Annotated in this window: 23 protein-coding genes; 19 read left to right on the top strand and 4 right to left on the bottom strand. The window is 39.2% G+C overall.

Annotated elements, in window-relative coordinates:
• The first annotated feature begins 69 nt into the window (after nucleotides 1–69).
• From P20429_RS04130 to P20429_RS04165, 8 genes are all read left to right on the top strand, one after another.
• Nucleotides 70–720, top strand: a complete 651-nt coding sequence (locus P20429_RS04130) for a peroxiredoxin-like family protein (RefSeq protein ID WP_007585680.1) — start codon at nucleotides 70–72, stop codon at nucleotides 718–720.
• Nucleotides 720–1,487: a haloacid dehalogenase type II gene (locus P20429_RS04135; RefSeq protein WP_007585678.1), complete on the top strand. Its 768-nt coding sequence runs from the start codon at nucleotides 720–722 to the stop codon at nucleotides 1,485–1,487. Before P20429_RS04130 ends, P20429_RS04135 begins: the two co-directional genes overlap by 1 nt.
• 220 nt (nucleotides 1,488–1,707) lie before the next feature.
• On the top strand, nucleotides 1,708–2,316 hold the full coding sequence (locus tag P20429_RS04140) for a PilZ domain-containing protein (protein ID WP_007585675.1): 609 nt from the start codon (nucleotides 1,708–1,710) through the stop codon (nucleotides 2,314–2,316).
• A 57-nt stretch (nucleotides 2,317–2,373) separates the two neighbouring features.
• Entirely contained in the window at nucleotides 2,374–3,429 is a 1,056-nt protein-coding gene (locus P20429_RS04145) for an agmatine/peptidylarginine deiminase (RefSeq protein ID WP_007585672.1), read from the top strand.
• The gene (locus P20429_RS04150; RefSeq protein WP_007585670.1) at nucleotides 3,426–4,319 is read left to right on the top strand and encodes a carbon-nitrogen hydrolase; all 894 of its coding nucleotides are present in this window, start codon (nucleotides 3,426–3,428) and stop codon (nucleotides 4,317–4,319) included. The genes P20429_RS04145 and P20429_RS04150 overlap by 4 nt, the downstream gene beginning before the upstream one ends.
• A 59-nt stretch (nucleotides 4,320–4,378) precedes the next feature.
• Entirely contained in the window at nucleotides 4,379–7,852 is a 3,474-nt protein-coding gene (mfd, locus tag P20429_RS04155; RefSeq protein ID WP_007585668.1) for a transcription-repair coupling factor, read from the top strand.
• A complete protein-coding gene (locus tag P20429_RS04160; RefSeq protein ID WP_007585666.1) occupies nucleotides 7,852–8,688 on the top strand; it encodes a peptidoglycan binding protein CsiV in 837 nt (278 codons plus the stop codon). The genes mfd and P20429_RS04160 overlap by 1 nt, the downstream gene beginning before the upstream one ends.
• A gap of 19 nt (nucleotides 8,689–8,707) precedes the next feature.
• Nucleotides 8,708–8,962: a hypothetical protein gene (locus P20429_RS04165; RefSeq protein ID WP_007585664.1), complete on the top strand. Its 255-nt coding sequence runs from the start codon at nucleotides 8,708–8,710 to the stop codon at nucleotides 8,960–8,962.
• Nucleotides 8,963–9,011: 49 nt separating this feature from the next.
• On the opposite strand, the gene P20429_RS04170 is transcribed toward P20429_RS04165, so the two are convergent.
• The 3 genes from P20429_RS04170 to P20429_RS04180 all read right to left on the bottom strand — a co-directional run bounded on the left by P20429_RS04170 (nucleotide 9,012) and on the right by P20429_RS04180 (nucleotide 13,959).
• Complete coding sequence (locus tag P20429_RS04170; RefSeq protein ID WP_007585662.1) at nucleotides 9,012–10,364, bottom strand: hypothetical protein; 1,353 nt, start codon at nucleotides 10,362–10,364, stop codon at nucleotides 9,012–9,014.
• A 104-nt stretch (nucleotides 10,365–10,468) separates the two neighbouring features.
• Complete coding sequence (locus P20429_RS04175) at nucleotides 10,469–12,919, bottom strand: TonB-dependent receptor (protein WP_007585660.1); 2,451 nt, start codon at nucleotides 12,917–12,919, stop codon at nucleotides 10,469–10,471.
• A gap of 614 nt (nucleotides 12,920–13,533) precedes the next feature.
• Nucleotides 13,534–13,959, bottom strand: coding sequence for a hypothetical protein (locus P20429_RS04180; protein WP_007585651.1), 426 nt, complete (start codon nucleotides 13,957–13,959; stop codon nucleotides 13,534–13,536).
• Nucleotides 13,960–14,298: 339 nt separating this feature from the next.
• On the opposite strand from P20429_RS04180, the gene ccoN reads away from it, so the two are divergent.
• The 11 genes from ccoN (at nucleotide 14,299) to ttcA (ending at nucleotide 24,415) form a co-directional block, all read left to right on the top strand.
• Nucleotides 14,299–15,732: a cytochrome-c oxidase, cbb3-type subunit I gene (gene ccoN / locus P20429_RS04185; RefSeq protein ID WP_007585649.1), complete on the top strand. Its 1,434-nt coding sequence runs from the start codon at nucleotides 14,299–14,301 to the stop codon at nucleotides 15,730–15,732.
• A gap of 12 nt (nucleotides 15,733–15,744) precedes the next feature.
• On the top strand, nucleotides 15,745–16,419 hold the full coding sequence (gene ccoO / locus P20429_RS04190) for a cytochrome-c oxidase, cbb3-type subunit II (protein WP_010554062.1): 675 nt from the start codon (nucleotides 15,745–15,747) through the stop codon (nucleotides 16,417–16,419).
• 6 nt (nucleotides 16,420–16,425) lie between these two features.
• Nucleotides 16,426–16,611 (top strand): cbb3-type cytochrome c oxidase subunit 3, encoded by a 186-nt coding sequence (locus P20429_RS19830; RefSeq protein ID WP_010554061.1) that lies wholly within the window; start codon nucleotides 16,426–16,428, stop codon nucleotides 16,609–16,611.
• Nucleotides 16,608–17,642 carry a cytochrome-c oxidase, cbb3-type subunit III gene (gene ccoP / locus P20429_RS04195; protein ID WP_007585643.1) on the top strand — a complete coding sequence of 345 codons (1,035 nt, stop codon included), beginning with the start codon at nucleotides 16,608–16,610 and terminating at the stop codon, nucleotides 17,640–17,642. Before P20429_RS19830 ends, ccoP begins: the two co-directional genes overlap by 4 nt.
• Nucleotides 17,643–17,791: 149 nt before the next feature.
• Complete coding sequence (locus P20429_RS04200; RefSeq protein ID WP_007585641.1) at nucleotides 17,792–18,283, top strand: FixH family protein; 492 nt, start codon at nucleotides 17,792–17,794, stop codon at nucleotides 18,281–18,283.
• Nucleotides 18,284–18,291: 8 nt separating this feature from the next.
• Nucleotides 18,292–20,667 carry a heavy metal translocating P-type ATPase gene (locus tag P20429_RS04205; RefSeq protein WP_007585640.1) on the top strand — a complete coding sequence of 792 codons (2,376 nt, stop codon included), beginning with the start codon at nucleotides 18,292–18,294 and terminating at the stop codon, nucleotides 20,665–20,667.
• On the top strand, nucleotides 20,664–20,831 hold the full coding sequence (gene ccoS / locus P20429_RS04210; protein ID WP_002963071.1) for a cbb3-type cytochrome oxidase assembly protein CcoS: 168 nt from the start codon (nucleotides 20,664–20,666) through the stop codon (nucleotides 20,829–20,831). The genes P20429_RS04205 and ccoS overlap by 4 nt, the downstream gene beginning before the upstream one ends.
• On the top strand, nucleotides 20,824–21,495 hold the full coding sequence (locus P20429_RS04215) for a sulfite exporter TauE/SafE family protein (protein ID WP_007585638.1): 672 nt from the start codon (nucleotides 20,824–20,826) through the stop codon (nucleotides 21,493–21,495). Before ccoS ends, P20429_RS04215 begins: the two co-directional genes overlap by 8 nt.
• Nucleotides 21,496–21,562: 67 nt before the next feature.
• Complete coding sequence (locus P20429_RS04220) at nucleotides 21,563–22,300, top strand: FNR family transcription factor (RefSeq protein ID WP_007585636.1); 738 nt, start codon at nucleotides 21,563–21,565, stop codon at nucleotides 22,298–22,300.
• A 103-nt stretch (nucleotides 22,301–22,403) separates the two neighbouring features.
• Complete coding sequence (gene uspE / locus P20429_RS04225) at nucleotides 22,404–23,330, top strand: universal stress protein UspE (protein ID WP_007585634.1); 927 nt, start codon at nucleotides 22,404–22,406, stop codon at nucleotides 23,328–23,330.
• 170 nt (nucleotides 23,331–23,500) lie between these two features.
• On the top strand, nucleotides 23,501–24,415 hold the full coding sequence (gene ttcA / locus P20429_RS04230) for a tRNA 2-thiocytidine(32) synthetase TtcA (RefSeq protein WP_007585631.1): 915 nt from the start codon (nucleotides 23,501–23,503) through the stop codon (nucleotides 24,413–24,415).
• Nucleotides 24,416–24,497: 82 nt separating this feature from the next.
• Here the strand turns inward: ttcA and P20429_RS04235 are convergent, their stop codons facing one another.
• Nucleotides 24,498–25,559, bottom strand: coding sequence for a hypothetical protein (locus tag P20429_RS04235; RefSeq protein ID WP_007585629.1), 1,062 nt, complete (start codon nucleotides 25,557–25,559; stop codon nucleotides 24,498–24,500).
• Nucleotides 25,560–25,572 lie beyond the last annotated feature (13 nt).

Here is a 25,572-nt window from a genome sequence, read left to right as displayed (position 1 = left end):
GTTTTGCAATGTTTATTTAAATATGTAAAACACTATAATTGCAAATAGTCTAATTATTGAGGTTCAATCATGAGTTTAAAAGCGCAAATAGATGCCTATAACGTACAAAAAGATGCCAAGTTACCGGCTGACGTTTTAGCATTAATGAACACTACAAACGAAGAGCTTATTGCACAGCATATTAAAGACAATGCGTTACAAATTGGTCAAAAGGTAGAAAACTTCAGCCTAGCCAACCATAACGGCGAAAACATTGAGCTTGCGGATTTATTAAAAAAAGGCCCGGTAATTATTAGCTTTTATCGTGGTGGCTGGTGCCCATATTGTAATTTAGAGCTAAAAGCACTTAATGACTACTTACCGCAATTTAAAACTCAAAATGCTCAGTTAGTCGCAATATCACCACAACTGCCTGATGAAACTCTCTCAACTGCACAAAAAAACGATCTTGAGTTTGACGTGCTTTCAGATGTTAGTAATAAAGTAGCTGAGCAATTTGGTTTATTGTTTACACTTGATGAGCGTATTCAAGCGTTATACACACAATTTGGTATTGATTTTGAACACTACTACGGCGATAAAAGCTTTAAATTGCCGCTACCGGCTACTTATGTGATAAACCAAGAAGGTGTTATTACATACGCATTTTTAAACGAAGACTACACCCTACGCGCAGAACCTACTGATATTATGGCAGCACTTGAATCGGAGAATAACTAATGTCTATTTTAAAATCGTTAAAAACACTTACTCTTTCACTACTTGTAGGCACAAGCCTTGTATCTGGTTATGCAGTCGCTGATGAACCAAAAGAACAAGTAAAGCCCAAAGTGCTTATTTTTGATGTAAACGAAACCCTACTTGATTTAACGTCAATGCGTACCTCTATTGGTAAAGCACTAGGCGGGCGTGAAGATTTATTACCACTTTGGTTTTCGACTATGCTGCACCATTCATTAGTAGATACAGTAAGCGGTAGTTATCACGACTTTGGGCAAATTGGGGTGGCATCACTTCTTATGGTTGCTCAAAATAACAATATTGATATTACTAGTGAACAAGCTAAAACAGCTATTGTTACGCCTCTTTTAACGCTTCCTCCACACAGCGATGTTAAAGAAGGACTGGCAAAACTTAGAGCTCAGGGCTATAAGTTAGTAAGCCTTACAAATTCTTCAAACAAAGGTGTAAAGGCACAGTTTGAAAGCGCTGGTTTAATGTCTTACTTTGATGCACGTTACAGCATTGAAGATATTAAAATTTACAAACCAGACTTACGTGCTTATGAATGGGTACTTAAAAAGCTAAATGTAGCACCAAATGAAGCTATGATGGTTGCAGCCCATGGCTGGGATGTTGCTGGCGCAAAAGAAGCAGGCTTACAAACCACTTTCATTGCACGCCCAGGTAAAGCACTTTACCCATTAGCTAAAAAACCAAATCACGTTGTGAAAGATTTACATGAATTAGCCGCTCTACTTAAATAAGTATGCGCTGATGAATCAATACCCAAGCGGCCAATGTTAGGATGACATTGGCCGCTTTTTTATAACTACCCCTAAATATGTCTTAGTGTATTTATTTTCATAATCAGTATGTTAAAAATTGAATGTAAACAAAGCATTTAGCCCACTATGAGTTATTTTATCTGCTAGCAATTTAGTACTCACAACGCTACTATTAAATAAATACGTGGTGGAGAACATAATGAATAGTGAAAGATTAGGTGAGTTTGAGCAGTACTTTCAAATTAATGAAAGTATAAGAGTGAATTTATTCGCCGTATCGAACGGACAAGTTCCTAAATCGCAGCTTGAGTTAGAAGACGATATCCCCCCACTATTTAGATTAGCAAATGAAGTAAGTGAACTTGAGCAAAGCTCGTTACGCCCGCTGCGTAACTTAGGCGATATAGCACAAGAACTAGCTACATTTTTACAAGCGCAGTCACGTAAAATAGATTTAATAATGAGCCATATTTTGGCCTCAGAACAAGCCCAAGATAATGCAATTCAATGTGATAGCTACGGCGGGGGCGGTATTCGCTTTACATCACCCGAAGTACACTCAATTGGCCAAGCATTTAGAACAAAACTGTTTTTGCACCACGAAGCCTCTGCGGTTTATTGTTACACCGAAGTTGTGGCAGTAGAAAAACAAGATAGCGAACATTACCAATACACTATGCTCTTTACCGCAATTAGAACCACTGACCAAGAACTTATTGTTAGAGCGAGTTTACATGCTCAAACCCGCCAACTTAAAAAACGTCAAGAACTTGATCAAAACCAAGCCGACCTAAACAGTGATAATTAGCTGACATCTTTATGTAAAATGCTAAACTAGCGTCATCTTAATTAGTATATAAAATTCATGAACTTTAGACTTTTACCAGAATGGGCCGAGCAAGACGCTGTTATGCTTACATGGCCTCATAAAGACACAGATTGGGCTGATAATTTAGCACGTGTAGAACCTGTATATATTGAGCTTGCTAAGCATATAACAACGCAGCAACAGCTTGTTATTGTGGCGCATAATAGTGCCTTAAAAATGCATATTACAGCATTGCTAAATAGCGCTAACATCTCTCTTAATCGTGTTCATTTTGTAGTAACGCCTACCAACGATACCTGGGCGCGCGATCATGGTCCGCTTACTTGCGCCGCTATTGATTCACCAGAACAACTAAAAGTATATGATTTTACTTTTAATGGTTGGGGCAATAAATTTGAAAGCGCATTAGACAATCAAATTAATCGTACTTTGGTAAAAGAGCTAAGTAGCACAAACAACCAATATCAAGCGCTCGATATGGTACTTGAAGGTGGCGGTATTGAAATAAACGAGCATGGTGTGTTGCTAACAACCAGCGAATGTTTGCTTAATAAAAACCGTAACCCAGATTTAAACCCTGCTGACATAGAAGTACTTTTAAAAGAGCACTTGGGAGCAACACGTTTTTTATGGGTTGATCATGGCTATTTAGCGGGTGATGACACCGACAGCCACATTGATACCTTAGTCCGCTTTGCTCCAAATAATACCCTTGTATATGTACAGTGTGACGATAAAACTGATGAGCACTTTAGCGCACTTGATGCAATGGAAAAACAACTAAAAACCTTTAAAACTGCCGATAACACCCCATATAACTTAATTGAGTTACCGTGGCCAAAAGCCGCTTATGACGATGAGCAAACACGCTTACCGGCTACCTACGCTAACTACTTAATTATTAATAACGCGGTGCTTGTGCCAACGTATAATGATGCTAATGATGAACGTGCTCTAGCACAAGTTCAAAAAGCATACCCACAACACACTATTATTGGCGTAAATTGCCAACCAATTATTGAACAATTTGGCAGCCTGCACTGTATTACAATGCAATTACCTCGTGGATTTTTAGCTGGAGCAGCACAATGACAAGCCCTGCAAAATTAACCGTTGCGTTAGTGCAACAAAGCAATACCGATAACGCTCAGCACAATATGGCAAAATCAATGAGTGCCATTCGTGAAGCCGCTCAAAAAGGTGCAAAACTGGTTGTACTTCAAGAGCTACACCGAAGCCTCTATTTTTGCCAAACCGAAAATGTTGACGTATTTGATTTAGCCGAAACCATTCCAGGCCCTAGCAGTAACGCCTTAGGTGAGCTTGCTAAAGAGCTAAGCATTGTTATTGTGGCCTCTTTATTTGAAAAACGCGCTACGGGCCTTTATCACAACACCGCGGTTGTATTAGAACAAGATGGCAGTATTGCGGGTAAATACCGCAAAATGCATATTCCTGATGACCCTGGTTTTTACGAAAAATTCTACTTTACCCCAGGTGATATCGGTTTTGAGCCTATTCAGACATCTGTAGGTAAATTAGGCGTGCTAGTATGTTGGGATCAATGGTTTCCTGAAGCTGCACGCTTAATGGCAATGGCTGGTGCTGAGGTATTAATTTACCCGACTGCTATCGGTTGGGATCTAAATGACGACACGGCTGAGCAAACTCGTCAAAAAGATGCGTGGGTTATTAGTCAGCGTGCCCATGCTGTTGCCAATGGTGTACCAGTAATTAGCTGTAACCGTGTCGGCCATGAAAGTGACCCAAGTGCGCAAAGCGATGGTATTGCGTTTTGGGGGAATTCGTTCATTGCAGGCCCACAAGGTGAATTATTAGCAGAGGCTAATAATACTGATGAGCAAATTTTAGTGGTTGAAATTGATCAAAAACGCTCAGAAAACGTAAGACGTATCTGGCCGTTCTTGCGTGACCGACGAATTGATCACTATAAAGACCTAACAAAAATATACCGAGACTAAGTAAACTTAACTCAAGATGGCTCTTACTTGCTAAGAGCCATCTATAAATGGAGTAATAAATGGCGTTTGAGCAATGGGCAGCCTTGCCTTGGGTAAAATCTCAAAAAGATAAAATTCAATGGGGCCAGCTAAGCGGAAGTGGTTTAAGTATTGCCATTGCTGAAGGCGTTAAACAACAAGACAACTTAGTCTTGATTGTTACGCCTGATACACCAAGCGCACTACGCCTTGAAACAGAATTAGAATATTTATTACCCGATAACCCAGTAATGGTATTTCCTGATTGGGAAACTCTGCCATACGATCACTTTTCTCCCCATCAAGATATTATTTCAGCCCGTTTAGCCACTTTAAACACCTTAAAAAAAGAACAACAAAGTGTGTTAATTGTGCCTGTATCAACCTTAATGTTGCGCACAGCCCCGGCCTCGTTTATTTACGGTTCAACAATAAACTTTAAAGTGGGCGACAAGCTAGACACACATAACTTTCGTGACAACTTAGAGCAAGCTGGTTATTTAAATGTTCAACAAGTAATGGAGCACGGCGAATACGCTATACGCGGCTCTATCGTTGACTTATATCCAATGGGTAGCCCGCACCCATTTAGACTCGACTTTTTTGATGACGAACTCGATACAATTCGCTTATTTGATGTAGAAACACAGCGCTCTGATGAAAAAGTAGATAAAATTGAGCTACTCCCAGCGCATGAATTTCCTACTAACGACGCTGATATTGAACGTTTTAGAATAAGCTACCGTGAAAAATTTGGTGCAAGCTCGCAGCAAGACTCTGTATACATGCAAGTAAGCAAAGGTAACTGGCCTGCTGGTATCGAATACTACATGCCGTTGTTTTTTGAAAAGCTAGCGACTATTTTTGACTACTTGCCAGATACAACAACTGTTATGCAGCTGGGTGATTTAGAGCACGCGGCAGATAACTTTTGGCACGATGTAAATGTACGCTATGAGAACCGCAGAGTTGACCCACTTCGTCCATTACTTGAACCTAATGCGCTTTATCAGCCTATTGAAGAGCTGTTTTCTAATTTAGGCAATTTTGCACGTATTCGTTTATCTCTTGCAAAGCTTGGTACTAAAGCGGGCAATAAAAACTTAAGCGTTAGCGAGCTGCCTGCTATTCGAATTGATCATAAGCAGCATGAACCTTATGCCGCGTTTATAAATTATGTAGCAGAGCAAAAAAAGAAAAAAGGCCGCATATTACTCAGTGTTGAATCCGATGGTCGTCGTGAATCATTACTGAGCATTCTAAAACCAAGCGGTTTAAAATTTAAAGAATTTGAAACACTCGAACAATTTACAAAAAGCGCGAGTGATGTAGGTTTAATAGTAAGTCCGCTTGAACAAAGTGTAGTACTTGGTACTAAGCCCAGCCTTTCTATTATTACCGAGCAAGAACTGCTAGGTATTAAAGTATCTCAACGCAGACGCCGCAAGCACAAGTACGAAGCCAGCCAAGATGCACTAATCCGTAATTTAGCAGAGCTCAAAGAAGGCCAACCTGTTGTGCATCTCGATCATGGTGTTGGGCGTTACCAAGGTTTGCAAACAATTGATGCCGCAGGTGTAATTACTGAGTTTGTTACGATTACTTACGCAAGTGAAGCTAAACTTTACGTGCCAGTGTCTGCACTGCATATGCTGAGTCGTTACTCTGGCGGTGAAGAAGCCAGCGCCCCGCTGCATAAGCTTGGCTCAGATGCATGGGAAAAAGCAAAAAAACGTGCGGCTGAAAAAGTTCGCGATGTAGCAGCCGAATTACTCGACATTTATGCACAGCGCCAAGCAAAACCCGGTAATAAGTTTACTCTAGACGCCCCTGCATATCGCCAATTTAGCGATAGCTTCCCGTTTGAAGAAACTGACGATCAGCGCAACGCCATAGAAGCGGTGTTAGGTGATATGCAATCAAAGCAAGCCATGGACCGCTTAGTGTGTGGTGACGTAGGCTTTGGTAAAACAGAAGTGGCCATGCGCGCTGCTTTTGTAGCGGTTAACGATGATAAACAAGTGGCAATTTTAGTGCCTACCACCTTGCTGGCTCAGCAGCACTATGAAAACTTTAAAGACCGTTTTGCTGATTTTCCTATTGAAGTTGGTGTACTTTCGCGCTTTAACTCCACTAAAGAGCAAAAAGACACGCTTGAGAAAATGGCAAACGGTAAGCTCGATATAGTTATTGGCACACATAAACTTATTCAGCATGACATTAAATTTAACGATTTAGGCTTACTCATTGTTGATGAAGAGCATCGCTTTGGTGTTCGCCAAAAAGAGAAAATTAAAGCCCTGCGTGCCGATGTAGACATACTCACACTAACTGCAACGCCAATACCGCGTACACTTAACATGGCCATGAGCGGAATGCGCGATTTATCAATAATCGCAACGCCACCGGCTAAACGTTTAGCGGTAAAAACCTTTGTACGCCAACGCGATGTAGAACTAATACGCGAAGCTGTACTACGTGAAATTAAACGTGGTGGCCAAGTTTACTTTTTGCATAACAATGTGGAAACTATTGACCGTGTTGCGCAAGAAATTAGTGAATGGGTGCCTGAAGCAAGCGTCACCTCAGCCCATGGTCAAATGCGCGAGCAAGAGCTTGAACAAATAATGACTGACTTTTATCATCAAAAATACAACGTGCTGGTATGTACCACGATTATCGAGACCGGTATCGATGTACCGACAGCCAACACCATTATTATGGATAGAGCAGATAAACTTGGCCTTGCGCAATTACACCAATTACGTGGACGAGTTGGTCGAAGCCATCATCAAGCGTATGCCTATTTACTCACAGGTGACCCTAAAGCACTGTCTAAAGACGCGAGTAAACGCTTACAAGCAATCGAATCATTGGAAGATTTAGGCGCGGGTTTTGCCCTCGCTACACACGATTTAGAAATTCGTGGCGCTGGTGAGTTACTTGGCGACGATCAATCAGGTCAAATGCAAACAATCGGCTTTAGTTTATATATGGAAATGCTTGAGCAAGCCGTAAATGCGCTACGTGAAGGAAAAGAGCCAACGCTTGAAAATCTACTTAAAAAACAAACCGAAGTAGATTTAAAACTGGCTGCACTATTACCTGATGATTACATACACGATGTTAATGCACGCCTAGGTATGTACAAGCGAGTTGCTAGTTGTGCTAACCTTGATGATATGGATGAACTACAGGTAGAACTTATAGACCGCTTTGGTTTACTGCCTGATGCCGCTAAAAACCTATTTAGCCTACAACTATTAAAAATGCAGGCAAGTAATTTAGGGATAACAAAAATTGAGGCAAATCCAAAAGGTGGTTACTTTGAGTTTAGCCAAGATACTAAGGTTAACCCTAGCTTCATCATTGGTTTGATACAAAGTGCGCCTAAGGTGTACAAAATGGATGGCGCAAATAAACTGCGCTTTGCAATTAGTGAAGCTAACGCTCGCGAACGCTTAAAAATGGTCACTGCAATGATTGCAGATTTCGAAAAAAAGGTTAGCCATTAATGTTGCTAAAAAAATCGCTAGTTATTTTATGCTGCTTGTTTAGCAGCACTGCATTTGCAGAACGCTGGTTTGAGGTTGAGGTGCTTGTATTTAAGCAGCGCCCTGCTCCGTATTTGCAAGAAGATTTTACACTTAAGCACAAAGCTATTGAGGATAAAAACTCTCTAGATTTAATGACCCCTCTTTATACAGAGCAAGCAATGCAAGCCTGTATAAATGGTGATGAGCGTTTTCAAAAACGCTCTTTTACCGACTCATTAGTTAATTCAAACCCACAATCGGGTGTATGCGGTGACAGTACAAACTACCTACAAAGCTACGATGAGCTACCTGTAACACCTCTAGCACCCGCTAAAGATCATATGCAGCAAACTTATTTATTAGCGCCAGAACAACTGCAATTTAAAGCGCAGTACCGACAGCTAGATCGCAAAGGATTAACACCTATTCTACATACTGGCTGGCGCTTTGAAGGCGCAAGTAAATCGCGTGCTCCAAGTATGCATTTAATAGCAGGTAAACACCTTAAAAGTGATTCCAACGTAACCCCTAGCTATTCAAATCCTGATTTTGTAAGTTTATTAAACTCACAACCTGAACTGTTTAACGACCCAAACCAATCAAAAGCAGAATGGGAACTAGACGGTTTATTTAAAATACACTTACGACATTATTTATACATTACAGCTAATTTTGATATTAGCCAAAAACTAGAAAATGGCGATATAGAGTCAGCCCGCTTTTCTCAGTTTAGACGTGTAATAAGTGGTGAAGTACATTACTTTGACCACCCACGAATGGGCATGATCGTCCAAATCAGAAAATTCAAACATTAATATTAAGTAGGATATAACAATGAAAAAACTCCTTATCATCGCAGCTACACTAAGCCTTGCGGCTTGTTCTAAGGTAAGTCTTGAGAGTTACGAAAAAATAAAAGTAGGTATGGACAAGACTGAAGTTGAAACCATTTTGGGAAGTGCAGATAATTGTGTTGAAAAAACACTGCATACTAATTGTGTGTGGGGCGACGAAGCAAAAAATATCGAGATCACGCTAGTATCAAACAAAGTAACTTTATATAGTAAACATGGTTTAGCTAATAAATAAATTTAAAAAAGGGACTGATTTTATCAGTCCCTTTTTTAATTACTAAAATTCATTTTTTGGAGTAGATAAGCTCAATATTAACGATTTTACTACGATTTAACGTTATTTTATAGCGTTGGTAGAGTGTTCTATCTTCCTCAGTTAGCACAAGCACCATGTTAAGTTGATAGCGCCGTTCAACCGCCTGCTTAGAAATTTTATTACTATCTAAATGATATAACTTCCCTTCACCACGCTTTAAATAACGCGCAAATGGTGCAAGACTAAATTGCAGTGTTTGTTGCAGTGTATCGTAACCGGGTAAAAATTCTTTTGCACTAACACGTGTCTCACTTGCAAAGTGTAACCACTGCGCGGCTTGTTTATTTTGCTGACGACGTTTTGAAAAAATAGATCTAACTTCTTTAGGTATTTTTTTAAAGCGTGTGTATTCAAGCCAAATTAGCTGACTCGCTATTTTGTCTTTGGTAATACTATTTTTAAAACTAAATCGCCACTTAGGTCGCCCTTGTACAATAGCTCGCCAGATCATACGTGTAATGTCTTCTTTAAATATTTCACGTAGTCCGTAAATGACCCCCAAAATTAAAATAAGCGTCGCGGTGACTTCAGTAAACGTTGAGCGGGCATTAAGTATCACAACCATCACAAATGCCATGATAACAGCTGTTACAGTGCCTTTAACTAATCGTTTAAGGTAGCTGTTAAGAAAACGCGTTTGGCGCTGTAATATAACGCCATGCTCAATTAAACGTTGTAACAAGCGCATTTTATTTGTTATTCGATTTGCGTCTTGCATGGTGGTTTCAGAATTGTAGCTTTTCTCTGCTCGGTACGTATTTTCGTTTTTACAAAACTGCAGTAAATCGTTACGCTCTTTTGCATAATCGCTACTACGTGGGCCTTCATCTAAAAGCTTTAAAAATGATTGCTCAACATGCCAACTTAAATAGTTGTCAGCATTGGTAAAAAATGGAAGTAGTTTTTCGTCATCTGGCGTGTAGCGACGCAGCTTTTTTAAAAGTCCTTCACTTTGTTCATATACTTCGTTAGCGCGTTTATAAAAGTCTTCTGCTTCATCAATTTTTAACGCGTCTTTAATGTCGGCATCAAGGGCTAAACGCACTTGGTAACAAAATAAATTAAGGTTTTGACGATAATCTTGCTGCTCACCTTTGTTTTTACTAACAAAACGGCTTCGTACTAATGGCAAGTGTATATTGTTAGCATTGTAGGCTAAATGCGATTTAAAATGGTTATTAAAGTAAGATTCTTCGGTAAGCGTTTGCGGATTAATCCCCATTTCATTAGGGATAGAAAAATACAGATCTATGCGCTGTTCAGAACGAGGAGTTAGCTCTGGTTCAATGACAAAAGATAAGTTTTCATCTTGTTTTAACAATCAGTTCTCCTTCTAAAATATCGTTTTAGTGTACTTGTCTCCTTTGTTTTGTTCAATAAAAAAGGCTCAGTAAATACTGAGCCTTAATACGATTAATGTGCTAGTTAAAACTTGTAGTTTACACTTGCAAAAACACGTGAACCAATTACATCATAAACTTCTGGAACAGTACCCATATCGTTACCACCTAATACTTTCTCAGGCTCTTTATCGAAAATGTTGTTCATGCCACCAGTAAATCGTAATGCATCATTCAAGTTGTAGCTCATTGAAATATCGTGGTAAATAACGTTGTCAGTACTAAAGTTTTCACCGTAGTAGTCACCATCCATTCCACGAAGGAATCTTGCGTTATAAAGGATATTTAATGAATCAGTTAGATCGTAATTAACTGAAAGGTTAGACTTTATTTTAGAGTAACCACCGATGTTGCCATCAATAGTACCTGTGTAATTAATGTCATCTTCTTCGAACTTAATTAAATAAGTTGTATCAAGGTTTATACGGTAGTTATCTGCAGAGTAGCTAATATTCCAATCAACACCTGACGTTTCTTGAGAACCTACGTTAGTTAGTGCTGAACTTAGGTTAGATAAGTCACCAGATTGTGTGATGTTTACTGATGAACATGATTCTGAGTCACCTGCAAAACAGCTATTCATTTCGTTTTGAACATCTAAGCGAGTAATCGCATTAGTAATATCAAACTTCCAGTAATCTAGAGTTGTTGATAAACCGTCAGCTACTTCCCAAACCATACCAAAAGTGAAAGAGCGACTTTCTTCGGCTTTAAGATCGTTATCACTTGTGTAGTTTACAAGTATTTGAGCATCTTGTTCGTTGCCCCATGGATCAGCTAGGTAATCGTACGAACCTGAGTTACCACCAAACAGTTCTGATACGTTTGGTGCTCTAAAGCCAGTAGCTAATACAGAACGAACCATAAACTCTTCAGTTACATTCCACGTTGCACCAAGTTTCCACGTTGTTTCGCCACCAAAGGTAGAGTAGTTATCGTAGCGAGCAGCACCTTCAAGGGTAACAGTCTCTAATACCGGCATAGATGTTTCAAAGTAGATAGACTGTACTGAGAAATCACCTTCAGTTGGATCTTGTTGTGCAGCTGTGCTCTCACCAAGCTGAGTAATTAGATCTGGTGTGTAGTAACCACTTTCAAAGCGGTTTTCTACACCGATTGCGTAACCAATATCACTTTCTGTTACTGCGCTATAACCAGCTGAAAGAATAAATTGCTCGTTACCACCTTCGTTTGACTCAGTATAAATTGAATCGTTAGATGTTAATAAGCTACGATCTAAAGAATCACCGCTGAACCAAAGAGCTTGGTTTGCATAAATGCTTTCTTCAACTCGACTTGCATTAATTGAGTTTTGAACTTTATCTTTTGAGTCATTACGACCGTAAGTTGCACTTACATCCCAGCTTGCATCGTTATCTAATAAACCTTGTAATGCAACAGATACACGGTAAGTGTCAGTTTCTTGCTCATAAATACGAGGACCAGCATCAACCATTCTTCTTCTGTACTCTAAAGAGTCAGCAAGATCGCCTGTATCTGCGTCACGGAAGCTATCTGTGTAAGTTGAATCCAAGCTAGAAGTACTTAAATCAATACTTGCTGGTTGTGGTGCAAGTTGTTGATTAGATTCACGACGTGTATACATCAAATCAACATTAAATGTAGTGTCTGAGTCTAGCTCTTTGTCAAAACTAGTAAATAAGCTGTATAGCTCATTAGGTGTTTGAGCATAGCTTGATGTTGTGAAGTCGTATGAAGTAGTTCTATCTGCAAAAACACCATTACCCTGGTAAGTTCTGCCGCCCAGTGTTCCTTCAGGGATAAATGAAGACTCGCCAGGCTCTACAAAACGACGATCCGACTGAATTACTTCACCACGGTTTGAGTATTGAGCACCAACAACTAAGTTGCCATCGGCAATATTCATTCCGTGTAATAAACTAACACCGTAGTTATTGCCATCACCTTTTGTAGTGCGGCTGCCTTCAACGTTTAACTCTGAACCTTCAAAATCTTTCTTTGTTATGATGTTAACAACACCAGCAATAGCATCAGAGCCATATACTGCAGACGCGCCGTCTTTTAAGATTTCGATAGATTTGATCATTGCTACAGGAATGGTATTTAAATCAACAGAAGAATCTGCGCCGGTACCTGAAGAAACCATACGACGACCGTTTAGGAGTACTAACGTACGTTGTGAACCCATACCACGTAAGTTTACTGTTGCTGAACCACCTGAACCATTATTACTTGAAGCGCCTAAGCTAATACCAGCAGCTGATGGCTGAGTAGAAAGTATGTCAGCAACAGATGTGAAACCACTTTTTGCAATGAAGTCATCACCGATAACTGTGATTGGGCTTGCTGTTTCCATATCAGTACGGTTAATACGAGAGCCCGTCACCTGAATTTTTTCAATTGATGTAGCTGCTTCGTCAGCCGCTAAAACTTGCACACTTGAGAACATTGGTATTGCTGCAATTACAGCTAAGCCAAGAGTTGATTTTTTCATGAAAGAACCCTACTTGTTGAAGTTTACCTTTATTGGTAATGCTCACTTGTTATAAGAATAGTGAGTCAGATGGGCAACTTAGGCGCTTTTAACTGAACGAAAACTTAACGCCAGTGCGTTTTTTATCAACCAACAAAATAGAACAACTCTTTTGGGGACATACGTTACAACTTGTTTCATTGTTAATGAATAAATACATCTACATATCAGTAGCATAAACAATTTAAGATACTTAAATAACACAGTTGAAACCAAACTGGTCAACTTTGTAATTCAATGTAACTAATCGAATTATGTACCAAATTCAGATAAATTAACAAGTTAATCACAGCAAATTATTAAAACCGCAAAACTAAATGTTAATTACTAACCGAATTTACGCATGTTTGGTGCTTAAATAGCTTTATTTGACTACTTTGCGGTTTTTTTGATTAGACTTTTTGTTCAGCCACAATTAAAACTGTGTCTTTATTGAATTAGTTTCATATTATAAAAACTTAATTGGCTACTTGATTCAAATAGCAGTTTTAATGATCTTCTCGCTTAAATAATCGTATGGATAACAATGCAAATTGCTAATGGTAAATGGATTGCATGAAAGTTAGGTATTAAGCCTAATACGTTACATAAAAAGAGTAATTTAGTGTTTGTATTAAAGAGGTTGTATTATCTTTAACTGTTAGCTCTAAATTCCAGAGCATATTTTGTTCAGAACAAATGCCAACCATGGTATTACTCTGCCACAGGCCATTATGTTTTTTAAATTGCTGAGGAATGTAACCCATATACATAGTAATGCCTTTAAGCTTGGCATCTTCAATTGTAAGGTTTGTTGGTAAATCACTAAAAATAGTAAATGGAGTTTCGGGAGAAAGGGTTTTCTCGCTTAACCATACTTTAACATCATTTGAAAAAGTACAAGGCAAATTGGCTGTGCATGTGGCATTTTCTAGAAACTTTTCATCTGTATTTTTGGAAAAATCACATGCTGTTAATAAAAAAAATACCGCCGTGAATAAACTTAATCTATATATAAGCATAACAATTTCGCACTAAAGAAAAACAAATACTAATAATCGCGACTGCAAATAACAAGTGCGAGTGTTACTATTAAGCCAAATTAGGCACAAACTGTATCAAAAAATAAACAACAAGCTCACAAACATTGATTGATGTCATAATTTTATGTAATTGACCTATCTTTTTTAGGCCAAAAAATTTATCATTTCACCCGCAAAAAATAAGGGTTTCTCAAGTTTTTTTTCTGAAGCTTTCATGTATTGAAAGTTTTAGATAACACGCTTGAGAAAATAGTAGGCCCCACTTTTAAAGGTGGGTAATTCATTTCTAAACGCATTTATTGCAGCGGAAGCCAGAAAATGAGCCAAACAGTAGCATCACAAACTGAGTATAACTATAAGGTTGTACGCCAATTCGCTATTATGACAGTGATTTGGGGCATCGTTGGCATGAGTATTGGGGTTCTGATTGCTGCCCAATTAGCTTGGCCAGCACTTAACTTTGATACACCATGGTTAACTTACTCTCGACTACGTCCGTTACACACGAACGCAGTAATTTTCGCATTTGGTACCAGTGCACTTTTTGCGACGTCTTATTACGTCGTACAACGTACTTGTCAAACGCGTCTTTTCTCAGACAAACTCGCCGCCTTTTCTTTTTGGGGCTGGCAGCTAGTTATTGTATTAGCAGTAATTACATTACCACTCGGTATTACTAGCTCAAAAGAATACGCAGAACTTGAATGGCCAATCGATATTTTAATCGCTGTGGTTTGGATTGTTTACGCTATTGTATTCTTTGGTACTTTAATCAAGCGTAAAGTGTCGCACATTTATGTTGCTAACTGGTTCTATGCTGGCTTTATTATCACTGTTGCAGTACTTCATATTGTAAACAGTATGGCAGTGCCTGTATCGTTAACTAAATCATATTCAATCTATGCAGGTGCCGTAGATGCGATGGTTCAGTGGTGGTACGGTCATAACGCTGTAGGTTTCCTACTTACTGCTGGTTTCTTGGGTATGATGTATTACTTTGTACCTAAACAAGCAGGTCGTCCAGTGTACTCATACCGTTTATCAGTAGTTCACTTTTGGGCTCTAATTTCATTATATATCTGGGCTGGTCCTCATCACCTTCACTACACAGCGCTTCCTGATTGGACGCAAAGTTTAGGTATGGTTATGTCTATTATCCTATTCGTACCGTCTTGGGGTGGTATGATTAACGGTATTATGACGCTATCTGGCGCGTGGCATAAACTACGTACTGATCCAGTACTACGCTTCTTAGTTGTTTCATTGTCTTTCTACGGTATGTCTACGTTTGAAGGTCCAATGATGGCAATTAAATCTGTAAATGCGTTATCTCACTACACAGATTGGACAATCGGCCACGTACACTCAGGTGCACTAGGTTGGGTTGCTATGATTTCAATTGGTGCTATTTACCACTTAATTCCTGCGTTATTCGCGCAAGGTCGTATGTATAGCGTTAAATTAGTTAATACCCACTTCTGGTTACACACTGTAGGTGTTGTTTTATACATTGTTGCAATGTGGATTTCTGGTGTAATGCAAGGTCTAATGTGGCGTGCAGTGAATGCTGACGGTACATTAATGTACAGCTTTGTGCAGTCTTTAGAAGCGTCGCATCCTTTCTATATCATGCGCTTTGTAGGCGGTGTATTCATCGTAACGGGTATGTTAGTTATGGCTTATAACGTTTACCGCACTATTTCAGCTGAGAAAGAATCTCTGAAACTAGACGCGCAAGCACAATTAGCATAACGGAGTGAGATGATGAGCAAGAAAAATTCACAAAACAAACATGAAATAGTAGAAAAGAACGTTGGCCTTATGGCTATTCTGACTGTTTTTGCTATTAGCTTTGGCGCGTTAGTTGAGATCACTCCGCTAATGTTTCAAGACGATACAACTAAACCAGTGGAGGGTTTACGCCCTCTTAACGCTTTAGAAATGGAAGGGCGCGACCTTTACGTGCGTGAAGGTTGTTCTAACTGTCACTCACAAATGATTCGTCCTTTTCGTGATGAAGTTGAGCGTTATGGTCACTACTCTGTAGCAGGCGAATCAGTATGGGATCATCCGTTTTTATGGGGTTCTAAACGTACTGGTCCTGACTTGGCTCGTGTTGGTAAGCGCTACTCGGACGATTGGCATTATGCTCACTTAGTTGATCCACGTGCTGTGGTTCCTGAGTCAAACATGCCAGGCTTTCCTTGGTTAGCAGAGAATACGGTTGATACAAGCCTTACTCTGAAAAAACTACAACTTTTCCGTGATACTTTTGCTATTAACCCAGAAAACCCAAAACATCCGGGTTTAGGTTATGGCGATGATGCAGAGCTTCAAGCAGATGTTGATAAAGTTAATGCTATGAATGATGGCAAAGGCGCAACAGAAATCCAAGCTCTCATCGCGTATTTACAGCAACTTGGTACCCACTTGAAGTAAAAAATTATGGATTACGGAACATACAGAGGTATTTTGACTCTGGTAATTTTAGTATTGTTTATTGTGATTGTTGCATGGGCATATAGCAAGCGAAGCAAAACTCGTTTTGACAGCGCTGCTAATGCCATTTTTGAAGATGAAAAAAAACATGACAACACGCTCTCTAACGAGGAAAAGGAGTCTGAAAAATGACTAGCTTTTGGAGTATTTGGGTTATTGTATTAACCCTTGCATGCTTATGCATCATCTTTGGCTTATTAGTTTGGAACTTAAAAAACTATGCAGGCGTAGAAGAAGGTGAAAGCTGTGGACATGAATTTGACGGTATTGAAGAGCTAAATAATCCACTACCAAAATGGTGGACTTACATGTTTTTCGCAACTTTTGCTTGGTCGGTATATTACCTTGCAGCTTTCCCAGGTTTAGGCAACTGGGAAGGTTTAGGTAAATGGACTAGTTCTAATCAAGGTATTACCTCTTTAGCTGAATCTAAAAAAGCAGTTGCAGAGGCAAAAGCGGATGGACGCTTTGTGAAACTTGATAAAGAGTACGAAGCTGCAGAAGAGCGCTTTGGTCCTATTTTTAATAAACTTGCACAAGTACCCGTTTTAGATTTAGTTAGTTCTAAATTTGAAGGTGATGCAGCACAGCAAATAGCGCTTGATAATGGTAATAAACATGAGCAAACAGATGGTCAAGTAGCCATTGAAATTGGTCAGCGTTTATTTTCACAAAACTGTGCGCAATGTCATGGCTCTGATGCACGTGGTGGTACTGGCTTCCCTAACCTAACTGATAAAGATTGGTTATATGGCGGAACACCTGACAAAATTAAAGAAACACTTCTTTATGGTCGTATTGCAGCAATGCCAGCTTGGGGTCCTGCTCTTGGCGAACAAGGCGTTAAAGAAATGACAGCACATGTGCTGAGCCTTTCTGGTCGTACTGTTAACCAAAAAGACGCAGACGCAGGTGCCGCTAAGTTTGCAATGTGTGCCGCATGTCATGGTGCTGACGGTAAAGGGTCGGTTGCACATAACCTACCGTTTGGCGCGCCTAACCTGACTGATAACATTTGGTTATATGGTGGTTCTCAACGTGCTGTTGAAGAAACTCTTAACCACGGCCGTGCCGGTGTAATGCCTGCATGGAAAGACATTTTAGGTGAAGATAAGATTCACTTATTAACTGCCTATGTTTACAGTTTATCGCAAGATAAATAAGCACGCGGTTAATAAAATGTTTATAAATTAATTTATTTAATTCAATAGATTAATCCAGATCAAAAAAGCCTCCACTGTGAGGCTTTTTTTTAGTCTTTTACGTATAATTCCTATAAAATAACGCTTCCTAAACTAATTTTAGAGACACTATGCAACCTACTCCGTGGTATAAAAATTTTTGGCCTTGGTTTTTAATCTTTTTTCCGTTAGTTGCCATTATTGGCTGTATTAGCTTATTTATTACGGCAATAGGTAACGGTCCAGATATGGTTGTTGACGACTACTACAAAAAAGGTAAAGCAATAAACTTAGAACTGACTAAGTTTGAAAAAGCAAAAGCACTTTATTTACATGGCGAATTGAATGTAACCAACGAGCGTGTAAGCTTTAAGTTTACAAAAGGCGACAGCAGTAACGTGCATGTATTAAAGCTCTCGTTTTACCATCGCACCATTAAAGCGCATGACTTTGAGGCAACACTTACACCTAATGCCAATCAAGAATTTACTGCATTACTTGATGAGTATACACAAGGCGCCTACTCAGTATTTATTGAGCCAATAGATGGCAGTTGGAAAATGAAAGAAAATATAACGTTACCAACTGAACAAACCGTTTTAGTTACTCCTAATTATAAGTAGTAATAACTATGTCTAACTCTTGCTTTCATTGCCTTGAAAGTGTGCCAAACGGATTTAGCGCAAACGTGATAATTGACGATATTGCCCAGCCAATGTGTTGCATTGGCTGCCAAGCTGTTGCGCAAAATATTGTTGATCAAGGTATGACCGATTATTATAAATACCGAACGGTTCGTGCTGGAAAGGTCGAACAGCTGGTACCTGAGCAACTCGCATTTATAAAAAGTTATGACAACGAAGACATTCAAGACGAATTTATAGCCACTAGCGATAATATCTCAGAGGTATTATTAAGCGTTGAAGGTATAACCTGCGCCGCTTGTGCATGGCTTATCGAAAAACAACTCTTAAATTTAACCTCAGTTAAGCGTGTTGATGTAAATACATCTACCAACCGCGCGATGATTCAATGGGATAAAACCAGCACCCCGTTGAGTGAGGTTATTACTTCCTTAGCTAAAATTGGTTATAAAGCCTACCCATTTCAATCAGATATTGAAGCTAAGCAAAAACAACAAACTGCCAAAGCCTATATTCGCCGCTTAGGTGTTGCTGGTTTAATGACCATGCAAGTAATGATGTTTGCGTTCGCCATGTACTTTGGCATGTTTTCAGGCATGGACAGTAACTTTGAGCAGTATTTTAGATGGATCAGCTTGGTACTGGCCTCCCCGGTTATTTTATATAGCGCACTGCCCTTTTTAACCAATGCTATAAATGGCTTAAAAGCAAAACAGCTCAATATGGATTTACCCGTATCACTGGCTATTTTTGGCGCATTTGGTGCAAGTTGTTACGCCACATTTATGCAAGTCGGCGAAGTGTATTTTGAATCTGTATGCATGTTTACCTTTTTACTGTTATTAGGTAAATATCTTGAGTTTAGAGCGCGTTTAAAAGCGAGCGAGTTTACTGCCAATTTACAAAAGTTATTACCGTTAACAGCCCGCACCATTAACGAAAGTGGCGAAGAGCTTATAATTGCAGCCAAAAAACTAAAACTTAATGACGTAGTACTTATTAAAGCAGGTGAGACAATTCCTGCCGATGGCGAACTCATTAAAGGCAAAACCACGGTTGATGAGTCAATGATGACCGGCGAACATCAACCAGTAACTAAATTTATTGGCCACAATGTCTACGCCGGCTGCGTTAACCACGACGGCGTTATTGAAATAAAAATTAATAAAATTGGCCAAAATACGCTTTTAAATCAAATTATACGCTTACAACACAACGCATTAACCAAGCGCCCTAAACTGGTTGAAATTACAGATAAAGTTGCGCAATGGTTTATAGCGTGCCTGCTTATATTTGCTTCACTTACAGCTATTGGCTGGTACCAAATTGATCCTGAACACGCATTTTGGATCACTATTTCGGTTTTAGTTGCTACCTGCCCGTGTGCCCTGAGTTTAGCCATACCTACCGCGCTCACATGTGCAGTGGCAACGCTTACCCGCAAAGGCGTATTAATAAAACAAGCGCATGTGCTCGAAACGCTCTCACAAATTACTTTATTTGCATTTGATAAAACAGGCACACTTACGCAAGGTAAATTTAGCCTTGATGAAGTAGATATAATCGATAAACAATATACAAAAGCGCAAGTGCTAGATATAGCAGCCATGCTAGAGCGTTATTCTGAACACCCTATCGCCAGTGCATTTGATGAGTTTACGCCAGCTCACCGCAGTCTTAATAACGTTGAAGTACATCCAGGGCTGGGAATTAGCGCACAAGATGCAACTAATCATTACGCAATTGGTAAAAGTGGTTGGTTTAATAGCAAAAAATCGAATGCACAAGCGAGCTTGTATATAAATAAGCAAGTTGTTGCACACTTTTACTTTGTTGATAAAGTAAAAAGCGATGCTAAAAAGCTCATAGACTCACTTCAATCGCAAAACTTAACCTGTCACATGTTAACCGGTGACGCGTCAGATGCTGGGCTAAAAGTATCAAAGCAACTTAAACTTGAAAGTGTGCAATTTGGATGTTCTCCACAAGATAAGCAAACCGCCGTTGAGCAATGGTCTTCACAAAATGAAGTCGTTGCAATGGTAGGTGATGGTGTAAACGACAGCCCGGTATTTGCTAGTGCACACTTATCTATTGCTATGGAAACCGGTGCAGACATATCAAAAAATAGCGCCGATGTAGTGCTTCTTAATAGCGATTTAGCCTCCATTGGTCACTTACTTAATGTAGCAAAACAAACCAGACGTATTATTAAGCAAAATCTTGCGCTGTCTTTATTGTATAATGCTTCAATATTACCACTGGCAGCGTTGGGCTTAGTTGCTCCTTGGATGGCTGTTATTGGCATGTCTGCCAGCTCAATTATTGTGATTAGTAATTCACTAAGGCTATTAAAGTTATGAGCATAATTTACATTTTGATCCCTATCGCCATTTTGTTCGTCATTATTGCTATTGGTGTTTTCTTTTGGGCAGTGAAAAGCGAGCAGTTTTCGGATTTAAACAAGCAAGGTCATAGTATTTTGTTTGAAGATGACAAAGAGCAACATAACAAAAGTAATGATTGACCCTCTTTATACCAGCGCATTTTTAATGGGACTAATCGGTAGCGGTCATTGCATTGCTATGTGTGGTGGTATTGCAAGCTCATTACAACTGGCAAGTGACAAACGTAAAACATTTACCTATTCATTTGCTTATAATATTGGACGTGCACTGAGCTATATGGCTGCAGGTGCACTTGTTGCTGGTATTAGCAGCCAATTTGCAAGGCAAAACACCTCCTTCTCTTTAGTACTTTCGTTCATTGCAGCTATTTTTATGCTCCTCGTTGGCGTGTATATAATGCGCTTGGGCCCTACTTTGCAATGGTTAGAGAAAATTGGTAAAACCTTGGTGTGGCAACACATTGTTAAACTAAATAAATATTTAATGCCTATTAACTCTCCTTTTAAAGCCCTAGGTTATGGTGCTTTGTGGGGATGGCTGCCATGTGGGCTTGTATACTCAGCGCTTACATGGGCGATGACCAGCCCAAGTGCTCTTGACGGTGCCTTAGTTATGCTTTGCTTTGCTTTGGGTACTTTTCCCGCGATGATCACATTAGGCATTACCGCGCAAAAACTAAATACGATTATTAACCATCCATGGACCCGAATTGTATTAGGCAGTGTTATAATTTGGTATGGTATCTACTTATTGATTATTGCAACTGACAAACTGGTACATTAATCTATTCGCATTATTAACCTTTAAGGTTATTTTGCAGTCGTGTATAAAAATTTAAACGGATTAAATTATGGATTTCTCTCAAAGTCGCGCTAAAGGTAATTGTGCTATTAGCTGTAATAACTGCAGTATTAGTCAATTGTGTTTGCCATTTTCACTCAATGGCCAAGAAATGGACAAGCTTGACGAAATTATTGAGCGAAAAAAACCACTCCATAAAGGCGACTATCTATTTGAATCAGGTGCACCTTTACAGGCTATTTATGCGGTTCGTTCTGGTTCATTTAAATCGTACACGTTATCGGAGCGAGGTGATGAGCAAATTACCGGCTTTCATTTAGCGGGCGACCTAGTTGGTTTTGACGCAATAAGTAAAATGACTCATCCCAGTTTTTCGCAAGCACTTGAAACGTCAATGGTATGCGAAATCCCATTCGATACTCTTGATGAACTATCAGGAAAATTACCAAAACTTCGCCAACAAATAATGCGTTTAATGAGTAGCGAGATTACTTACGATCAAGAAATGCTGTTATTACTCAATAAAAAATCAGCAGAGGAACGCTTAGCTAGTTTTATTTATAACTTGTCAGAGCGTTTTGGTGAGCGTGGTTTCTCGCGTAAAGAATTTAGATTTACGATGACTCGCGGTGAAATTGGTAATTACTTAGGTCTAACAGTAGAAACCATTAGCCGTTTATTGAGTCGTTTTCAAAAAGCTGACTTAATTAAAGTAGAGGGTAAATTTATTACAATTTTAGATAATGATGCCTTGGCTAAAACAGCGGCGATAGTTAAGCCTCGCTAAATTAAATAGTTTGATTTAGAACAACAATTTATACGCTACCCCTTTAACTGTTTTATATTTACGTTACACTAAATGTACACCCGTTAGGTAAATGGAGTAGCATATGAACACTATTAAACGCATTATTGCGGTTATTGACCCCACCAAAGATGATCAACACGGTTTAGCACGTTCAATAGATTTAGCTAAAAAATCTGGCGCAAGTATTACCGCCTTTATGACGGTTTACGACTTCTCTTACGAAATGACGACAATGCTATCTGGCGATGAACGCGAAGCAATGCGCGATGCCGTACTAAAAGATCGCCAGCTATGGCTAAACGATTTAGTTTCCCCTTACAAAGATATAAATATTGAAACCCAAGTGGTTTGGCATAATCGTCCTTACGAAGCCATAATCGATACTGTAATTGATGAAAAGTACGATTTAGTAATTAAAGGCACACATCAACATGGTGCACTTAAATCAGTTATTTTTACCCCGACCGATTGGCACTTAGTACGCAAATGCCCAGCTCCGGTATTATTTGTAAAAGAAATGGCATGGCCAGCAAACGGTAATATTTTAGCTGCTGTAAATGCGGTTAGTGAAAACGAAGAACATGTAGCACTTAATAAACGCGTTATTAAAGACGCACAATATTTATGTGAACTTGCCAACGCAAAACTTAATTTAGTTAATGCCTACCCTGCAACTCCTATTAATATTGCCATCGAAATTCCTGAGTTTAACCCAGGACTTTATAACGAATCAGTTAAAAAGCATCATCATGAATCAACCAATGCACTTGCTGCAGAGTTTAATTTAAACCCAGAGCAATGTTTTATTGAAGAAGGCCTGCCAGAGGATGTAATCCCTGATGTAGCGAAGCGGTTAAATAGCGAATTAGTTGTTATTGGTACCGTAGGTCGCACGGGCTTAAGTGCCGCTCTTGTAGGTAATACAGCAGAGCATGTAATTGATAGCCTAGACTGTGATGTACTGGCACTCAAACCCGATGGTTACGTGAGCCCTATGGCAAAGGATTAATTTTAAGCCTTATGTACAAGTTATAAGCGAGTTATTTTTACGTGTTAATAAGGCATGTTTAAATCAATTTTAATTACATCCTAAACTCGCATATTCAGGTGGTTTGGGTATAATACGCCCCTTTATTTTTAGCAAATAACTTTGCTGTATTGTTTTACTAGGGGGCGTAATTGTCACACTCAGATCAAGCTAAAGCTCAATTTAACTTAAATAAGCTGCAAAAGCGTTTACGTCGCCAAACTGGTCAAGCCGTTATGGACTTCAATATGATTGAAGAGGGTGACCGTATAATGGTATGTCTTTCTGGCGGCAAAGATAGCTACACAATGCTTGAAATGCTTCAACATTTAAAACGTGTAGCACCTATAAAGTTTGACCTAGTTGTTGTAAATCTTGATCAAAAACAACCTGATTTTCCTGAGCATGTTTTACCCCAGTATCTTGATAAATTAAATGTTGAATACAAAATTGTAGAAGAAGATACTTACAGTATTGTTACCGATATTATCCCTGAAGGTAAAACAACGTGTTCACTTTGCTCACGCTTACGTCGTGGTATTTTATACCGCACAGCAAAAGAGCTAGGCGCTACTAAAATAGCCCTTGGGCATCACCGTGACGACATGATTGAAACATTGTTTTTAAATATGTTTTACGGCGGAAAGCTAAAAAGTATGCCGGCTAAATTAATGAGTGATAACGGCGAGCATATGGTTATTCGCCCACTTGCATACTGTAAAGAAAGCGACATAAGCCAATACGCATTTGTACAAGGTTACCCTATCATTCCGTGTAACCTATGTGGCTCGCAAGAAAACTTACAGCGTAAACATACAAAAACAATGCTCGCTAAATGGGATGCGGAGCACCCAGGTCGTATTGAAAGCATTTTTACAGCAATGCAAAACATAGTGCCTTCACATTTAGCTGACGCCGACTTGTTTGATTTTAAAAACTTACAAACAGGTGAAGTAATTGATGGTGGCGATATAGCCCTTGATAAACCAGATATTCCTAAAGTGCCTGTTGCTAATGAGCTTGATGAACAAGAAGCGCCAAGTGTAGTTACTATAAATCTAAGCTAACATATCTAAGCTAACAAATTTAAGGGGGTTGTATTTATGTACAACCCTCTTAAATTTTCCAATTCAGCATTGCGTTCTATTTTTAACTCTCAGCTAAGCCTTGTAAAAATTCCAAACTTAACTTTTCTTGTGCATTAGCCTGATATGGTAATTGCTGCAAGCTATCGTACGAAAAATCGTTAATATCAAAGTGACTTATTTCACTATTCCCAAAGCTGTTTCGCTCGCCTGGGCTTGGCGACATTCTCTCAATAACAAAGTCGCTTAAGCGCATATCTGTAATGCCTTGTGGTAACACGGACCAATGAGCTTTCAAATTAAGAGTTTGCCTTCCCTTCGTTAACCGCTCTTTAGATACTAGATGAGCAAGTGGTGTATCGCCACTGTATAAATTAGCCCTAACACGATACAAACCACTTTTTACTACCGCTATGTTAGCTGGCAAAATCATGTTTTCGTTTTGTGCATAAGCAGTTTCAAAACCTGTTAAAGTTGCACTAGGCGGCATATATTGAATTTGTGCAACTACGGGAACTTTTTTACCGGCAACATTACCCTCTACAAACACTTGTAAGCTACGAGGGTAATCTTCATCCTCTTCAAATGTTATAATTGCTTCACCGTCACGCGCATTGCCTGTATGGGTATTTAACACTTCTTTTGTATCTGTATTTGCAAGCTCAACGACCACTTTTCCAAGCCCTTGAGCGCTTATCTTTATTGTTATTTCTTCTGGGTATACAAAACGATATTGCTTAAGACTTAACGTTAAAGCATCGCCACTTTCATCAATAGGGCTCGATACCGGGTAGAATTGATTTGGCTTTAATCGATCTTCATCTAATGGACTCAATGGCTGAGAATAAGGAGGAAATTTAAGTGCACTTTCATATTGCATAACCACTTGCTGCGCTGCTTTTGTTAAGTCTTCATTAAACGCGATTTGTTTTTTTGATTGTGTTTTTTTTGCTGTAGGTACATCTATAGGGATCACTTTTACTGGCGATAAATCAGCTACGCTCGCACTGTGTTTAACCTGAGGTGTTATTGGCTCAGCAACTTTATGAGCATCATTTTTACCTGTAAACCATAGCGAGAATAAAATAGTGCTAATAATTAAAGCAACGACATAAAATTTTTTCATTTTTATATTTCAA

The organism is Pseudoalteromonas sp. BSi20429, from assembly GCF_000238895.1.
Classification (GTDB): Bacteria; Pseudomonadota; Gammaproteobacteria; order Enterobacterales; family Alteromonadaceae; genus Pseudoalteromonas; species Pseudoalteromonas arctica.
Note: the sequence above shows the minus strand (reverse complement) of the source record. Positions and strands in the feature narration are given on the sequence as shown.

What these genes read in the sequence shown, in the direction of transcription:
- P20429_RS04135 (WP_007585678.1), top strand. Translation starts at nt 720, where the DNA reads ATGTCTATTTTAAAATCGTTAAAAACACTTACTCTTTCACTACTTGTA.
- P20429_RS04140 (WP_007585675.1), top strand. Translation starts at nt 1,708, where the DNA reads ATGAATAGTGAAAGATTAGGTGAGTTTGAGCAGTACTTTCAAATTAAT.
- ccoN (WP_007585649.1), top strand. Translation starts at nt 14,299, where the DNA reads ATGAGCCAAACAGTAGCATCACAAACTGAGTATAACTATAAGGTTGTA.
- P20429_RS04175 (WP_007585660.1), bottom strand. Translation starts at nt 12,919, where the DNA reads ATGAAAAAATCAACTCTTGGCTTAGCTGTAATTGCAGCAATACCAATG.
- P20429_RS19830 (WP_010554061.1), top strand. Translation starts at nt 16,426, where the DNA reads ATGGATTACGGAACATACAGAGGTATTTTGACTCTGGTAATTTTAGTA.
- P20429_RS04235 (WP_007585629.1), bottom strand. Translation starts at nt 25,559, where the DNA reads ATGAAAAAATTTTATGTCGTTGCTTTAATTATTAGCACTATTTTATTC.
- ccoP (WP_007585643.1), top strand. Translation starts at nt 16,608, where the DNA reads ATGACTAGCTTTTGGAGTATTTGGGTTATTGTATTAACCCTTGCATGC.
- ccoO (WP_010554062.1), top strand. Translation starts at nt 15,745, where the DNA reads ATGAGCAAGAAAAATTCACAAAACAAACATGAAATAGTAGAAAAGAAC.
- uspE (WP_007585634.1), top strand. Translation starts at nt 22,404, where the DNA reads ATGAACACTATTAAACGCATTATTGCGGTTATTGACCCCACCAAAGAT.
- P20429_RS04220 (WP_007585636.1), top strand. Translation starts at nt 21,563, where the DNA reads ATGGATTTCTCTCAAAGTCGCGCTAAAGGTAATTGTGCTATTAGCTGT.
- mfd (WP_007585668.1), top strand. Translation starts at nt 4,379, where the DNA reads ATGGCGTTTGAGCAATGGGCAGCCTTGCCTTGGGTAAAATCTCAAAAA.
- P20429_RS04145 (WP_007585672.1), top strand. Translation starts at nt 2,374, where the DNA reads ATGAACTTTAGACTTTTACCAGAATGGGCCGAGCAAGACGCTGTTATG.
- P20429_RS04215 (WP_007585638.1), top strand. Translation starts at nt 20,824, where the DNA reads ATGATTGACCCTCTTTATACCAGCGCATTTTTAATGGGACTAATCGGT.
- P20429_RS04165 (WP_007585664.1), top strand. Translation starts at nt 8,708, where the DNA reads ATGAAAAAACTCCTTATCATCGCAGCTACACTAAGCCTTGCGGCTTGT.
- P20429_RS04130 (WP_007585680.1), top strand. Translation starts at nt 70, where the DNA reads ATGAGTTTAAAAGCGCAAATAGATGCCTATAACGTACAAAAAGATGCC.
- ccoS (WP_002963071.1), top strand. Translation starts at nt 20,664, where the DNA reads ATGAGCATAATTTACATTTTGATCCCTATCGCCATTTTGTTCGTCATT.
- P20429_RS04160 (WP_007585666.1), top strand. Translation starts at nt 7,852, where the DNA reads ATGTTGCTAAAAAAATCGCTAGTTATTTTATGCTGCTTGTTTAGCAGC.
- P20429_RS04205 (WP_007585640.1), top strand. Translation starts at nt 18,292, where the DNA reads ATGTCTAACTCTTGCTTTCATTGCCTTGAAAGTGTGCCAAACGGATTT.
- P20429_RS04200 (WP_007585641.1), top strand. Translation starts at nt 17,792, where the DNA reads ATGCAACCTACTCCGTGGTATAAAAATTTTTGGCCTTGGTTTTTAATC.
- P20429_RS04180 (WP_007585651.1), bottom strand. Translation starts at nt 13,959, where the DNA reads ATGCTTATATATAGATTAAGTTTATTCACGGCGGTATTTTTTTTATTA.
- P20429_RS04150 (WP_007585670.1), top strand. Translation starts at nt 3,426, where the DNA reads ATGACAAGCCCTGCAAAATTAACCGTTGCGTTAGTGCAACAAAGCAAT.